The organism is Candidatus Contendobacter odensis Run_B_J11 (genome assembly GCF_000531125.1).
GTDB lineage: Bacteria > Pseudomonadota > Gammaproteobacteria > Competibacterales > Competibacteraceae > Contendibacter > Contendibacter odensensis.
On the sequence record NZ_CBTK010000304.1, the window covers coordinates 13,018 to 26,058 of the forward strand.

12 protein-coding genes are annotated in these 13,041 nt (G+C 56.4%); 7 read left to right on the top strand and 5 right to left on the bottom strand.

The genetic code is table 11. The features are described 5' to 3' along the window. The 3 genes from BN874_RS20890 to parE form a co-directional block, all read right to left on the bottom strand. Positions 1 to 525 carry a gamma carbonic anhydrase family protein gene (locus BN874_RS20890; protein ID WP_034436717.1) on the bottom strand — a complete coding sequence of 175 codons (525 nt, stop codon included), beginning with the start codon at positions 523 to 525 and terminating at the stop codon, positions 1 to 3. Between the two features lie 157 nt (positions 526 to 682). Then, the gene (locus BN874_RS20895; protein WP_051498165.1) at positions 683 to 1,183 is read right to left on the bottom strand and encodes a cache domain-containing protein; all 501 of its coding nucleotides are present in this window, start codon (positions 1,181 to 1,183) and stop codon (positions 683 to 685) included. A gap of 124 nt (positions 1,184 to 1,307) precedes the next feature. Then, the gene (gene parE / locus BN874_RS20900) at positions 1,308 to 3,200 is read right to left on the bottom strand and encodes a DNA topoisomerase IV subunit B (RefSeq protein ID WP_034436719.1); all 1,893 of its coding nucleotides are present in this window, start codon (positions 3,198 to 3,200) and stop codon (positions 1,308 to 1,310) included. Positions 3,201 to 3,450: 250 nt separating this feature from the next. Here parE and BN874_RS20905 point away from each other — a divergent pair, with 250 nt between their 5' ends. The 4 genes from BN874_RS20905 to BN874_RS20920 are packed head-to-tail and all read left to right on the top strand — an operon-like array spanning position 3,451 to position 7,929. Further along, on the top strand, positions 3,451 to 4,131 hold the full coding sequence (locus BN874_RS20905) for a hypothetical protein (protein WP_154725059.1): 681 nt from the start codon (positions 3,451 to 3,453) through the stop codon (positions 4,129 to 4,131). A 39-nt stretch (positions 4,132 to 4,170) separates the two neighbouring features. Next, a complete protein-coding gene (locus BN874_RS20910; RefSeq protein WP_034436724.1) occupies positions 4,171 to 5,256 on the top strand; it encodes an AAA family ATPase in 1,086 nt (361 codons plus the stop codon). A 1-nt stretch (position 5,257) separates the two neighbouring features. Continuing rightward, positions 5,258 to 6,694, top strand: coding sequence for a VWA-like domain-containing protein (locus BN874_RS20915; RefSeq protein WP_051498166.1), 1,437 nt, complete (start codon positions 5,258 to 5,260; stop codon positions 6,692 to 6,694). 2 nt (positions 6,695 to 6,696) lie between these two features. Then, on the top strand, positions 6,697 to 7,929 hold the full coding sequence (locus BN874_RS20920; protein WP_034436726.1) for an esterase/lipase family protein: 1,233 nt from the start codon (positions 6,697 to 6,699) through the stop codon (positions 7,927 to 7,929). A gap of 221 nt (positions 7,930 to 8,150) precedes the next feature. Here BN874_RS20920 and BN874_RS20925 read toward each other — a convergent pair whose 3' ends face one another. Next, the gene (locus BN874_RS20925) at positions 8,151 to 8,684 is read right to left on the bottom strand and encodes a zinc ribbon-containing protein (RefSeq protein ID WP_034436727.1); all 534 of its coding nucleotides are present in this window, start codon (positions 8,682 to 8,684) and stop codon (positions 8,151 to 8,153) included. Positions 8,685 to 8,809: 125 nt separating this feature from the next. Between BN874_RS20925 and BN874_RS20930 the strand changes: the two genes are divergently transcribed. Together BN874_RS20930 and BN874_RS20935 are read left to right on the top strand one after the other, a co-directional pair. Then, a complete protein-coding gene (locus tag BN874_RS20930) occupies positions 8,810 to 9,406 on the top strand; it encodes a CDP-alcohol phosphatidyltransferase family protein (RefSeq protein WP_230314511.1) in 597 nt (198 codons plus the stop codon). A 29-nt stretch (positions 9,407 to 9,435) separates the two neighbouring features. Beyond that, entirely contained in the window at positions 9,436 to 10,491 is a 1,056-nt protein-coding gene (locus tag BN874_RS20935) for an AI-2E family transporter (RefSeq protein ID WP_034436729.1), read from the top strand. A 7-nt stretch (positions 10,492 to 10,498) separates the two neighbouring features. Here the strand turns inward: BN874_RS20935 and BN874_RS20940 are convergent, their stop codons facing one another. Beyond that, a complete protein-coding gene (locus tag BN874_RS20940) occupies positions 10,499 to 11,812 on the bottom strand; it encodes a phenylacetate--CoA ligase family protein (protein ID WP_051498175.1) in 1,314 nt (437 codons plus the stop codon). Positions 11,813 to 11,897: 85 nt separating this feature from the next. On the opposite strand from BN874_RS20940, the gene BN874_RS20945 reads away from it, so the two are divergent. After that, positions 11,898 to 12,917, top strand: coding sequence for an esterase-like activity of phytase family protein (locus tag BN874_RS20945; protein WP_195912252.1), 1,020 nt, complete (start codon positions 11,898 to 11,900; stop codon positions 12,915 to 12,917). Positions 12,918 to 13,041: the final 124 nt, after the last annotated feature.

The window sequence follows — 13,041 nt, forward strand, 5'->3', positions numbered from 1 at the left end:
TCAGTCCTGGAGGCGCAGTTCGCGCTGGAACCGCTTGAAGTTTTCCACATAGCGGGCGGCGGATAACCGCAAGCCCTCAATCTCCGCTTCGCTCAACGTTCGCACGATCTTGCCCGGCGAACCCATGACCAGCGACCCGTCCGGGATGATCTTGCCTTCGGGAATCAGGCTGTTGGCGCCGATCAGGCAGTTCTTGCCGATTACCGCCCGATTCATGATCAGGCTCTTGATCCCGATCAGGCTGTTGTCGCCGATGATACAGCCGTGCAGCATCGCCAGATGGCCGACGGTGACATCACGGCCAATGGTGAGCGGAATGCCAGGGTCGGTGTGCAGGATCGATCCATCCTGAATGTTGGAATTCTCGCCGATGATGATGGGGTCATTATCGCCGCGCACCACGGCGTTGAACCAGATACTGGCGTTCTGCTTGAGGATGACTGAGCCGATGACGGTGGCGTTGTCGGCGATAAACCAGTCCGCGCCGTGAAATTCGACCTTGCGGTCGCCAAGAGAATAAATCACCGAATCCTCCTTAAATGTTGGGCCTGGAAAAGGCTGGGCAGTATAAACGAGTGACGGCGAACGGCGGGGAAAGCGATAGTGCGGGTGAAACCGCCGCGTTCCGCTGCTGGTGGGGAAACCAGCGGCAGGATCGGATCGCGGCGGAATCGATAGGGGCTTACTTGGTCTTGGCTTCCAGTTGCTGGACGGTCATCTTGTCGTCATAGACGCCGGCGCCCACAGTATAATTGCCGGCGGCCAGTATATAGGCGATTTTGCGGTGATTGCCCTCAGCGCCCGGTTTGGTCCACATGTACTCGACCCAGCCACCGTTAGCCTTCTTGGAGGCATCGCACATGGCCGTAGCAAACTCCTTGCCTGTGGCTTTGTCCTTGAGGATATCGGCTAACTTCTTGCCTCTAACCGCCTCGGCTGGATGAGCCTTCATCACCCCATTGGTGCAATCAAGCACAAAGACGTAGGTATCTTTCCATGCCCATTTGCCGTCTTTCTTGTCGAATTCCGACAAGGCGACATCAGCCTTGGCCTTCACCTCGACGGCGGCTTCCTTGGTCTTGGCGACCACTTCGTCGGCGGTTGCAGCGTCAGCCGCCCACGCGCCCGAGGATAGACCCATCGCACAGAACGCGGCCATACTCATTAGCAGTTTCTTGTTCATCCGCAACCTCTTTTGGTGTGTTTTGGTTTGGGTTTCCGCCGCCACGGGGGTAGCGGCGTCTTCAAACTCTAGTTGCTGAATCCGGGAGCGGCAAGGTGCGGCGTGATAAAGCCCTTTCTTTTTCTCACACCTCGGCCAGATTGCCGTTTGCTTCCAGCCAATGCTTGCGATCCCCGGCCCGTTTTTTCGCCAGCAACATGTCCATGAGCACCAAGGTGTCGTCGCTGGCGTCGAGCGTCAATTGCACCAGCCGACGGGTAGCGGGGTCCATGGTGGTTTCCCGTAATTGCAGGGGATTCATTTCGCCCAGGCCCTTGAACCGGGTGACGTTGACCTTGCCCTTTTTCTTTTCGGCGCTGATGCGGTCGAGAATGCCCTGTTTCTCGGCCTCGTCCAGGGCGTAAAACACTTCCTTGCCGACATCGACGCGAAACAGCGGCGGCATGGCAACATGGACATGACCGGCCTCAACCAAGGGGCGAAAATGGCGCACGAACAGCGCACACAACAGCGTCGCAATATGCAGTCCATCCGAGTCGGCGTCGGCCAGAATGCAGACCTTACCGTAGCGCAGTCCGGCTAAATCCTCGGAACCGGGATCAACGCCGATGGCGACCGCGATGTCATGCACCTCTTGCGAAGCCATCACTTCGGCGGAATCTACCTCCCAGGTGTTCAATATCTTGCCGCGCAACGGCATCACCGCCTGAAACTCGCGGCTGCGGGCCTGTTTGGTGGAACCGCCGGCGGAATCGCCTTCGACCAGAAACAGTTCGGTGCGCGCCAAGTCCTGTGCGGTGCAATCGGCCAGCTTGCCGGGCAGCGCCGGGCCGCTGGTCACCTGTTTACGCACCACTTTGCGGCTGGCGCGCATCCGCTTATGGGCATTCGCCAGCGCCAGTTGCGCAATCCGCTCGCCGATTTCGGGATGCTGGTTCAACCACAGACTCAGGGTGTCCTTGACCACCCCGGCCACGAATACCGCGCACTCCCGCGAGGATAAGCGCTCCTTGGTCTGTCCGGAGAATTGTGGGTCGGCCAGCTTGACCGACAGCACATAGCAGCAACCGTCCCAGACATCTTCCGGCGCAATCCGCAGCCCACGCGGAACCAGGTTGCGGAACTCGCAGAACTCGCGCACCGCATCGGTCAAGCCACCGCGCAAGCCGTTGATGTGGGTGCCGCCCTGCGGCGTGGGAATCAGGTTGACGTAACTTTCCGCCACCGGCTCGCCACCTTCCGGCAACCAGGTCAAGGCCCAGTCGGCGGCCTCACGTTCGCTGCTGACATGGCCGACGAACGGCGGATCAGGCAACAACGGCGTCTGACCGAGCGCCTCCTTGAGGTAGTCGGTGAAGCCATCCTGGTAATGCCAGATGATTTGCTCGCCGCTGGCCTCGTCGGTGAACGCGACCTTCAGCCCCGGACACAGCACTGCCTTGGCGCGTAACACATGCTTGAGGCGCGGTGTCAAAAACTTGGGCGAATCGAAATAGCGCGGGTCCGGCCAGAACCGCACCGTGGTGCCGGTGGTCCGGCGCGGGGCGGTGCCGACTTCTTTCAAATCAGAGACTTTGTCACCGCCGGCAAAGGCCATGTGGTATTCCTTGCCGTTGCGCCGTACCCACACCTCCAACTGACTGGAGAGCGCGTTCACCACCGACACCCCGACGCCGTGCAGACCACCAGAGAAGCGGTAATTGCGGTCGGAAAATTTGCCGCCGGCGTGCAAGCGGGTCAGGATCAGTTCAACGCCGGGGATGCCTTCTTCGGGGTGAATGTCAACGGGCATCCCGCGTCCGTCATCGGCGACGGACAGCGAACCATCGGCGTACAAAATGACCGTGACTGCGCCGGCATGGCCGGCGATGGCCTCGTCCACGCTGTTGTCAACCACTTCCTGCGCCAGATGGTTGGGCCGAGTGGTATCGGTGTACATGCCCGGTCGCTTGCGAACCGGGTCCAGGCCGCTGAGGACTTCAATCGCGGCGGCGTCGTAGGTAGCGGTAGCGTTCATGCTTGAGGAATTGGGCGGCAGTCGGGCGAGAAGGGGTGCTTAAGCTAACGGAAGGGTAGGGAACCGTCCAGCGTCTGATTAAAATGGGCGATCCCGGCTTGACTGTAATCCGAGCTGAGAGCGAACCGGATCAAGAATAAGCTAGAATCCGTTCTGAGCCGGTGGCTGGTGGCAATAACACAGTGATCGAAAGGGTTCCACAGCAAGGTAAAAAATAATGAGTTTAAGCGTAGCCTTTATCCAGAAAACCATGCGCGAAATTTTTACCGGGGCAGCGCCGTGGTGTATTGCGCCGAATGAACGAGAACCAGCGAAACAGCAGTTGAAAGAACGACTATCGCGCTTGAATTACATTAAGATTGACCGGAATCAATATCGTGAATTCAACCAGCAGCATAAAAATAAAAGCGATGTGTTGTGTACCTTTTCCTTCGACGATCCAAACGATAGTTGGCATAGCTGCTACGATTTTGGGCTATTATTAAATGATCGCAAAGAATTGATGATCGGTTATTCTTATGGCAAAGCCGTAGTTGTTTCCAGTCTTGCCGAGATTGAAGCCTTTATTGCGGCTTGTCAGGCGCAGTTCAATCGACAAGCAGCTCTGGCCAACCGGCGGCAAAAAGTGCGCGAGTTCAAGGCCCAGGCGATTATCGCCCAAGTCAAACAAATTGCGGCGGAAGATCGGTTTGAATTTTTCACTGAAAACGATACGATCAAGCTAAAATTATCGATCCGGCTGGACAAAAACCAAGCCATTCAAATTAACATCCCGTTCAATCGCTTTCAGGAAGTATTGTCGAAGCTCCGCTCGATTATTGCTTCAGTGCGCGAGGTCTATCAGCAGGGCGTTCATTTTAAGATGAAGCAAATCGGCTCGCGGGAACAGAGTAAATTTATCCATTCCGATGCGGATCTTCGCAACCGGTAGTGAAAAATTTTCAACCGTTTTCTTGGCTAAGGTTTATTCATGTCCATTCGGATTGATGCAAAAGAACTCCATGATCTCCTGCGCTTGAGTCCGCCGGAGCAAAATATCATGCTGATCGGTAAACACGGCATTGGCAAATCGGAAATTATTACCGCGTATTATCGCCAGAAAAATATGCGGGTGGTGCCCTTCTTTCTCGGCCAAATGAGCGATCCTGGCGATTTAATCGGCCTGATGAATAAGGATGAACAGACCGGGCGCTCGCTATTCCTGCCGCCGTATTGGTGGCCGTTAGCTAACGAGCCAATCGTGCTGTTTCTGGATGAACTCAACCGGGCGCGACCGGAAATTTTGCAAGCGGTACAGGATTTAAGCCTGAATAAAACCTTGGCGGGTAAAACCTTGCCCGCCGGCAGCATCGTGATTGCCGCAGTTAATGAGGGCGATGAATACCAGTTGACGGAACTCGATCCGGCGCTGGTTTCACGGTTTAACCTGTATGAGTTCTCGCCGACTGTAGAAGACTGGCTGTTGTGGGCCAATAGCACCGGCATCGATGAACGAGTGATTAATTTCATCCAGAAAAATCACGAGCATCTGGATAGTCCGGATCGTGCTGCTGATGAAAGCTGGTTGACTGCCGGGCTGGTGAAAACCCCGGATCGGCGAGCCTGGGTCAAAGTCGCCCGGTTTATCGAATACCATCCCGCTCTCGAAGAGATTCACCTGAAAATCATTGCAGGGATGGTGGGCGCAGCGGCGGCTGCGGCTTTCAGGCAGAATCTTCATGTCGTGGCAAAAGTCACCCCGGAACAGCTATTATTGCGGTTCCATCAGCATCAGGACAAGTTGAAAACGCTGTCCCTGGCCGAGTTTACGTTGTTGAACCAGCAAATGGTGTTCTGGCTAAACAGCAAAAAATACAAACCGGAACAGGCCGATCTCATCCGCCAAAATCTGCTGGCCTATCTGAAATTCCTGCAAAAAGCCAAACAAAATGAAGCGATTGCTCACTTGGCTGGGATGATGCAGAGTCCCAAATTTTCTCAAGCGATGGGCTTTATCGCGGAGTCAATGGAACTGATTACTTTTATGACGGATTATATTGAAGGCATTCAGGTCTAACATGCCGCAAAAACTGACCGCCCGTGAACGCATTCGCCGCATTGCCGAAGTCTGGTTTCTGCGGGAACCGTTGCTGTTTGGCGTCTGGATGACCCATCAATTGCTCGCGTCGCCGCATTTGCAAAGTATCCGGGTTAACCACGGACAAATTGAATATAACCCGCGCTTTATTGATTCACTCAATCCGCGTGAACTGGAACAAGCCATGCAGTTTGAGGCGACCCGGATTTTATTAAGACATCCTTATTCCCGGCGCAAGGAAAACAGCGAGCGCAGCTACCTTGCCAGTAATATCACCTTGCAGGAGTATTTGCACAGCAGCCTGCCCTTTCCCAATGCCAAAGATGTATTTGGCGATAGCGCTTTTAATCAGCAATATTTCGAGTTTTACTACAACAAACTGGAGGAGATCAGCGATGCGGCCCGTGCAGCGGTAAAGCCGGAAACTCCCGCTCCGCTCAGCAACATCCAGTCATCAGCCGGAGGCAGGCAAAGCGCCGCTGAGACTCAGGGTGCTGGTGAAAGTGCGAATGCCGCCGCTGCCGATGAAACCCTGGAGGAACCCTCAGCGGAACAACCGGATGAAAAGACAGGTGAAGCTTCTGATCAAAATGCCGATAGCGAAAACGCCGCTGGTTCGCCGCTGGAACATTATACGCAGGCCGGAGTCGAGAATGCGGAATGCTGGGACGAAGATGACTGGCTGAATGAACGCCTTAATCAGGCCATTGAAGCGGTGCGCGAAAGCCAAAGCTGGGGAAGCATTGCCGGAAAATTGCGCGAACAGATTCTGGCAACGCTCAAACCGAAGCTGGATTATCGAACGGTGCTGCGCCAGTTTCGGGCCAACATTATCGCGCTGAACCGGGAATTGACCCGGATGAAACCCAGCCGTCGCTATGAATTTCTCTACATGGGTAGTCGGCGGCACTTCACTACCAAGCTGTTGATCGCGGTCGATGTCAGTGGCTCGATGAGCAGCGATGAGTTGCAACGCGGCTTTTCCACCATTAACCGGTTTTTCAACTATGGCATTGAGCAGATTGACGTGATTCAGTTTGATACCGAGATCAAAGGCCCGCCGCTAATACTAAAAAAAGCCCGTCGTCAGGTGCAAATTACCGGGCGGGGCGGCACTGATTTCACTCCTGTGATTGATTACATTGACCAGCATCGTGATTACGATGGGCTGATTATTTTCACCGATGGTTATGCACCGATTCCACTGCGTCCTAAAAATCGGCAGACGCGGGTTTTATGGCTGTTTAACCATGAATCGAATTATCAACGGGCGGCAGCGCTATTGCGCCCGATTGGGCGATCCATTTTTTTGAAGGCCGACGCAAAATCGAATCCGACTGCGGTAAAGCCCCGAAAAAGTCGAGCGCTAATGACTCCCGACCTTGACCACCCTGAACCGGGTAGCTATGGAACATAACAATGCCATTCAATGCCATTCGTGAAGTAAAGCTACGGGAAAACCGTAGCGGTTATTACCCGGTGCTAAAAACCGGCTTTCAGGAAGCGACCACGCGGGTGCAGGAAATCCATCAGGCGATTGCCGGACTGTCTTTCCAGATGCTGGGCTGGATTCCCGGACTGGCCGGGCCGGTGCGGCTGGCGCAGGGTACGCATGATGCGATTGCTGGCGGCATTTACGCCACCATCCGCCAAGGCGTCGGCGGGGCGCTTACCGTCGCCGATCTGCTGGAGCCACACGCTGTCGCGGCCATCACAACGCCCACAACACCCACCGAACCGCCCAGTCGATTGGCCGTCGGGCTGCGGAGCGCCCTGAATGCAGTGGTCGGCGATCATTTGCAACACAGCGCCAATCCGCTGGCGATTCGCATGGGTTTCTACGCCAGCGGCCACCTGATTCCATTGACGCCAGCGGGCCTGGCCGCCCATCTGCCGGAACGCAGCGACCGCTTGTGCCTGTTTATTCACGGGCTGGGCTGCGATGAACACAGTTGGCAGCGCAACTCCGCAACCGCCGGCAACGCGCCAAGTCAGGATTACGGCCAGCGCTTACAGGCTGAACTGGGCTACACCCCGCTCTACCTGCGCTACAACACCGGCTTGACCATCACCGATAACGGTGAGCAATTAGCGCAGCAACTACAGCAATTGCTGGCCGTTTATCCGCAGCCGGTGCATGAGCTGATATTGATCGGTCATAGCATGGGCGGGCTGGTGGCGCGCAGTGCCTGCCAGCAGGCCGCCGCTGAAAATCTGCCGTGGCTGAATCTCACCCGCATGGTGATCTGTCTCGGATCGCCGCATCAAGGCGCAGCGCTGGAACAACTCGGTCACGCGGTCACGGCAGCGCTGCATCGCTCCGACATGACCGCACCCTTGGGGAAAATCGCCAATGCCCGCAGCGTCGGCATCAAAAACTTGCGTTATGGGTTACGCGCCATCAGCCCGCAGCCCCAAGCCGCGCCCGGATTACCTGGCGTAGCTCTACGTTTTATTGGCGCCAATCTAGCCAAGAACGCTGATCATCCGTTGGGCCATATTCTAGGGGATGGACTGGTCACGCTCGGGAGCGCCACGGCGCCTCACCTAAGGGGCGACGTAGACGCTATCAAGCTGGGGGGATTAAATCACATGGCTTTATTGAATGATCCACGAGTGTATCAACAGATTAAAAAATGGCTGAGGGTTTGAATAATGCCCCAGCAAAATTAGGGAAAGGCCCCAGAATTTTTGGATATAAAAAAACCGCCAGCAAATCCGGCTGGCGGTTAAATACAGGATATTAAGATTAAAACCTGCTTTGCTGTAAAAATCAGCTAAAGCGACATTTAGTTAACAATAATCTGATGGTAGGGTAAATCAGGAAGATTTACAGCCCGATCATGGTTTTTACCTACACCGCCTATCCGTCATCACGGCTCCTCACTGACGCGGATGAAAACAGTGCCGCCACAGACCGAACAAGGAATAATGGCGGCAGGTGCATGGAAAACCATCAGCTCAGCGCATTGTTCGCATTGCAAGGTCCCCGGCCCGGTGATTTCGCCGCTGCAATACTCGGCCAGTTCCGCGCCCGCAACCGGCTCCTCGAACGCCAACAAATCCAGCCGCGACTGATCCACGCCGCGCTGGAAAAAATCCAGCATCCGGTCTTCCAGCAACTCTACGTCAAACCGCAGCCAAGCCCCCAGATCGTGACCGGTACTGCTCAGATATTGGCCGGCGTCCTCCAGATCGCGCTTCAGGTAGCTACCGATCAGCCGCGCCTCCTCGCCGGTCAGTTCACCCAGTTCCACCGCCTTTTCCGCCGCATGTTCAATGCTGGCGTACAAGCGTGGAAACGCCGCCTTCTCGGCCTGTTCCAGTTCCTCCAGCCGGAGCTTTACCCGCTCCATCATCCGGTCATACGCCTGCGCCCGTGGGCTGCCGTGGGTCGGTTCGGTCATAGCGGATTCTTCCTCTGTCGCAATTACGCCCAATTCTAGTCGCAAATTCATCGGTTGGGTTATGCTTGTTCGAGCCTTGTCGGCATTATTAAAGAGTTCCCCGCAATCGCCCGGATGGTATTGACGTGGCATTATTACCCTTGAAACTCTGCGATATTCCCAATCTTATCACCAGCTTGCGTATTCTGCTCGTAGCGCCCTTCCTGTGGCTGCTGCTGCAAGAGCGCTATGGCGCGGCGTTGCTGCTGTTCGTGATTGCCGGCATTTCCGACGCGCTGGACGGGTTTCTCGCCAAGTATTACGGCTGGACCAGTGAACTCGGCGGCCTGCTTGATCCGATAGCCGACAAGCTACTGCTGATGGGCGCCATTCTGGCGCTGGGCTGGCTGGATGAACTGCCGGGCTGGCTGGTGATGCTGGTGATCCTGCGTGACCTCATGATTCTCGGCGGCGCCGTCGCCTATCATCTGCTGATCGAGCGCTTCCAGGCCGCGCCGCTGATGATCAGCAAGCTAAATACCCTCATCCAGTTGACGCTGGTTTGCACGATCATCATTCATTATGGGTTGATCGCATTGCCCGCTTGGCTGTTGATCGGTTTGATCTATTTGACCGCCTTGACCACGCTCTGGAGTGGCGCGGCCTATCTCTGGCGTTGGGGATCGCGCGCTTGGCATCGCATCCGCCGCCCGCCCCCTCCATCCCACCGCAATCCGCGCTGAACCCACGCCCTGATCTGAGGAACATCCCCATGGAACGCGAATCCCGTATCCGCTTCTGGCTGATTTTCGTAGCGGCTACCCTCGGCTTGCTGTATCTGCTGGCACCGGTGCTGACACCTTTTCTATTTGCCGCCCTGCTGGCCTATCTGGGCGATCCACTGATTGATCGGCTGGAAATGCGCAAGATAGAACGGTCTATGGCGGTGACATTGGTGTTCGGGGTCATCATTATCGGACTGCTGCTGCTGATCCTGTTGCTGATCCCAATTTCAGCCCACCAATTCAAAGGGTTGATGCAAAAGATACCGGTCTACATTGACTGGTTCCACACCAGTGTGCTGCCCTGGCTGCGTGATACGCTGGGGATTGATCCGACGCTGTTCGAGTTAAATCAGTTGCGCGACCGGGCGCTTGCATATGCTCAGGAAATCGGCGATTTAGCAGGCGGCCTGCTGGAATCATTGCGGGCCTCTTCCACCGTGATTTTCACCTGGATTGCCGATGTGGTGCTGGTTCCGGTGGTAACGTTCTACCTGTTGCGCGACTGGGATGTGCTGGTTGCCGGAGTCCGCGATCTGCTACCACGACGCATCGAGCCGACAGTGACCAAGCTGGCGCAGGAGTCGGATGAGGTGATCGGCGCGTTCCTGCGCGGCCAGTTCATCGTGATGGCGGCCTTGGGCGTTATGTACTCGATAGGACTAGCCATCATCGGGCTGGATGCCTCGCTGCTGATTGGGATGCTGGCCGGCTTGGTGAGCTTCGTACCCTACCTGGGTCTGATCGTCGGCATTTCCGTTGCCGGCATCGCTGCTCTGCTGCAATTCCACAGCTTCCTGAGCCTGATCGCTGTCATGATGGTGTTCGGCGCCGGTCAACTGGTCAGCGATCTCTACCTGACCCCGAAACTGGTCGGCGACCGCATTGGCCTACATCCGGTGGCGGTTCTGTTCGCGGTGCTTTCTGGCGGACACCTGTTCGGCTTTTTCGGCATTTTGCTGGCGCTCCCGGTGGCGGCGGTTATCGTGGTGCTGCTCCGCCATGCTCAAGACAAGTATTTCAAGAGTGCGCTCTATCACGGCTGAACCTTGCTTAGAACGCCGGTCGCAAATCCAGAACTCGTTGAGCTTTACCCTCGGATACCGGCAGGCTACCCGGTTGGTGCAGTTCAATCGCCGGCTTAACCAGAATCGCCGAGCGCAACCGTTCACCGATGCGTTCACGCAGATCGTCCAAAGTTTGCCGATCACCCATAAACAGCTTGGCGCAAAGCTCGGTTTTGACCACCAACCGATCCATGGAACCCCGTTTTTCCAACTGAATTAGATAATTGGTTCCGACTTCCGGTATTTTCATCAAGGCTTCCTCGATCTGGGACGGGAACAGGTTGACGCCATTGACAATCAGCATGTCGTCGCTGCGCCCCGTAATCCGCGCCAGTCGGCGGTGGCTGCGCCCGCACGGACAGTGGCCACTCATCAGATGCGAAAGATCGCGGGTGCGGTAGCGTAACAGTGGCGTCGCCTGTCGTTGCAGCGTGGTCATCACGATTTCGCCGGTTTCGCCTTCGGGCAACGGTTGCAGGGTTCGGGGATCGATCATCTCCAGAATATAAGCGTCTTCCCACAGGTGCAGACCGGTTTGGTACACGCACTCAAAGGCCACGCCGGGGCCGTTCATCTCGCTCAGGCCATAGGAGTTGTAGGCTTTGATCCCGAACAGTTCCTCAATCTTGCGGCGGGTCTGCTCCGAGTGCGGTTCGGCGCCGATGAATGCCTTGCGCAGGCAAAGCTGTTCGCGGGTCATGCCATCATTAACCAGCACTTCGTACAGATGCAGCAGATAGCTGGGCGTAGCGTGAACCACCGTGGTGCGAAAATTTTTCATCAACTGGATTTGGCGGTGGGTGTTACCGGAACTGGCTGGAATCACCAGCATGCCCACCTGTTCCGCCCCGTAATGCAAGCCCAGGCCACCAGTGAATAGTCCATAGTGGGTCATATTCTGGAATACATCGCGGGCAGTAGCGCCGGTGGCAACAATGCAGCGAGCCACCAATTCGGTCCAGTGTTCAATATCGCGCCGGGTGTGATAGATCACGGTCGGCATCCCGGTAGTGCCGCTGGAGGTGTGCAGTCGCACTGCCTGTTCTGGTGCGACTGCCAGCAGGCCAGCGGGATAGGCTTCGCGCAGATCATCCTTGGTGGTGTAGGGAATATTCCGCACATCGCGCAGGCTGGCGATATCCTCCGGGCGGGTCAGACCGGCTTCGGTAAGCCGCTGGTGGTAGAACGGTGTCTTCAGCGCCCATTCCACCGTCTGGCGCAGCCTGGCGAGTTGTAACTGTTCCAATGCCTCCCGTTCGATGAATTCAATCGCCGGGTTCCAGACCGGTATCTTGCCCATGAGTGATGCCTTTTTGCTCTGAATTTTGCGATGAAATGCTACCATGCGCACCCTGCATTGCCGCTATGGTTGCCCTGGAGTCTTCATGCCCCGCTTCATTCTGCTTCTCGTGTTGCTCTCCGGGTTATCCCTCAGCGCGTGTGCCGCCCGGGAATTCGCGGCGACTCCGATTTCGCTGGCCGACCACGTCGCCCCCGGTGACATCTACGCTGGAATTCGCTTGCTCGGTGCATTGCGGCTGAGCAGTTCCGAAATCAACGGCTTGCGCCTCTGCGGTCTGTCCGGGTTGGCTTGGGATGAAGGCGCTGGATTGCTGTATGCCATTTCCGACCAGGGCGCCTTGTTCCATTTACGCCCGGTTTTCGACGACCAGGGGTATCTGGCCGGCGCACGATCCATAGCCGCTTATCCGCTGCAAGATGCCTCTGGCAAACCGCTACGCACGCCGTTCGACGATTCTGAAGGGTTGGCCATCCGCAACGGTGATCATCAAATCCAGGGTGATACAGAACTGCTGATTTCGTTCGAGGTAAAGCCGCGCGTGGTTCGCTACAGTACCAAGGGCGAGTGGCGGGGCGAGGAATCGCTGCCGGCGGTGCTGCGCGACATCCGCAACTATCGCGATCCCAATCAGGCGTTGGAAGCAGTAACTCTTGATCCCCGCTGGGGCGTCCTGGTTGGGACTGAAACCCCGCTGCGCAACGACCCGTCTGGTCAGATCCGCATTTTCACCAGCAGTGGCCGGTTTTGGATCTATCCGCTCGGCAGCGCACCCAGCAGCGCCCTGGTCGCGATGGAAGCATTGCCGGACGGTAGCTTGCTGACGCTGGAGCGAGCTTTTGTCGCCCCCCTGCGTCCCTTGGTCATCAGCCTGCGCCGCACCGAACTGCCAGTGCTGGGGACAGCCGGGGTGCCGCTGAAAGTCACCGACATTGCGGTCTTCGACAGCAGTCAGGGCTGGCTGCTGGACAATTTCGAGGGTCTAACCCGCTACCGTGACCAGCGCTTTTTCATGGTCAGCGACGATAACTGCAATTCCTGGCAGACTACCCTGCTGGTTTATTTCGAGCTGTTGCCCGTCGCTCCTGTATCCGGTTTCCGCTGACGCTGGGCAGAGTCTGTCAAATGCGTCGGGCGTGGGATATCCCCGCCAGAAATTGAAGAAAAAGCGTAGGCTTGCTCTATGCTGCAATGCCAGAATCGGTTGACAATGAGTATGACAACCTTCA

What these genes read in the sequence shown, in the direction of transcription:
- BN874_RS20905 (WP_154725059.1), top strand. Translation starts at nt 3,451, where the DNA reads ATGCGCGAAATTTTTACCGGGGCAGCGCCGTGGTGTATTGCGCCGAAT.
- BN874_RS20945 (WP_195912252.1), top strand. Translation starts at nt 11,898, where the DNA reads ATGCCCCGCTTCATTCTGCTTCTCGTGTTGCTCTCCGGGTTATCCCTC.
- BN874_RS20895 (WP_051498165.1), bottom strand. Translation starts at nt 1,183, where the DNA reads ATGAACAAGAAACTGCTAATGAGTATGGCCGCGTTCTGTGCGATGGGT.
- parE (WP_034436719.1), bottom strand. Translation starts at nt 3,200, where the DNA reads ATGAACGCTACCGCTACCTACGACGCCGCCGCGATTGAAGTCCTCAGC.
- BN874_RS20920 (WP_034436726.1), top strand. Translation starts at nt 6,697, where the DNA reads ATGCCATTCAATGCCATTCGTGAAGTAAAGCTACGGGAAAACCGTAGC.
- BN874_RS20935 (WP_034436729.1), top strand. Translation starts at nt 9,436, where the DNA reads ATGGAACGCGAATCCCGTATCCGCTTCTGGCTGATTTTCGTAGCGGCT.
- BN874_RS20910 (WP_034436724.1), top strand. Translation starts at nt 4,171, where the DNA reads ATGTCCATTCGGATTGATGCAAAAGAACTCCATGATCTCCTGCGCTTG.
- BN874_RS20925 (WP_034436727.1), bottom strand. Translation starts at nt 8,684, where the DNA reads ATGACCGAACCGACCCACGGCAGCCCACGGGCGCAGGCGTATGACCGG.
- BN874_RS20915 (WP_051498166.1), top strand. Translation starts at nt 5,258, where the DNA reads ATGCCGCAAAAACTGACCGCCCGTGAACGCATTCGCCGCATTGCCGAA.
- BN874_RS20940 (WP_051498175.1), bottom strand. Translation starts at nt 11,812, where the DNA reads ATGGGCAAGATACCGGTCTGGAACCCGGCGATTGAATTCATCGAACGG.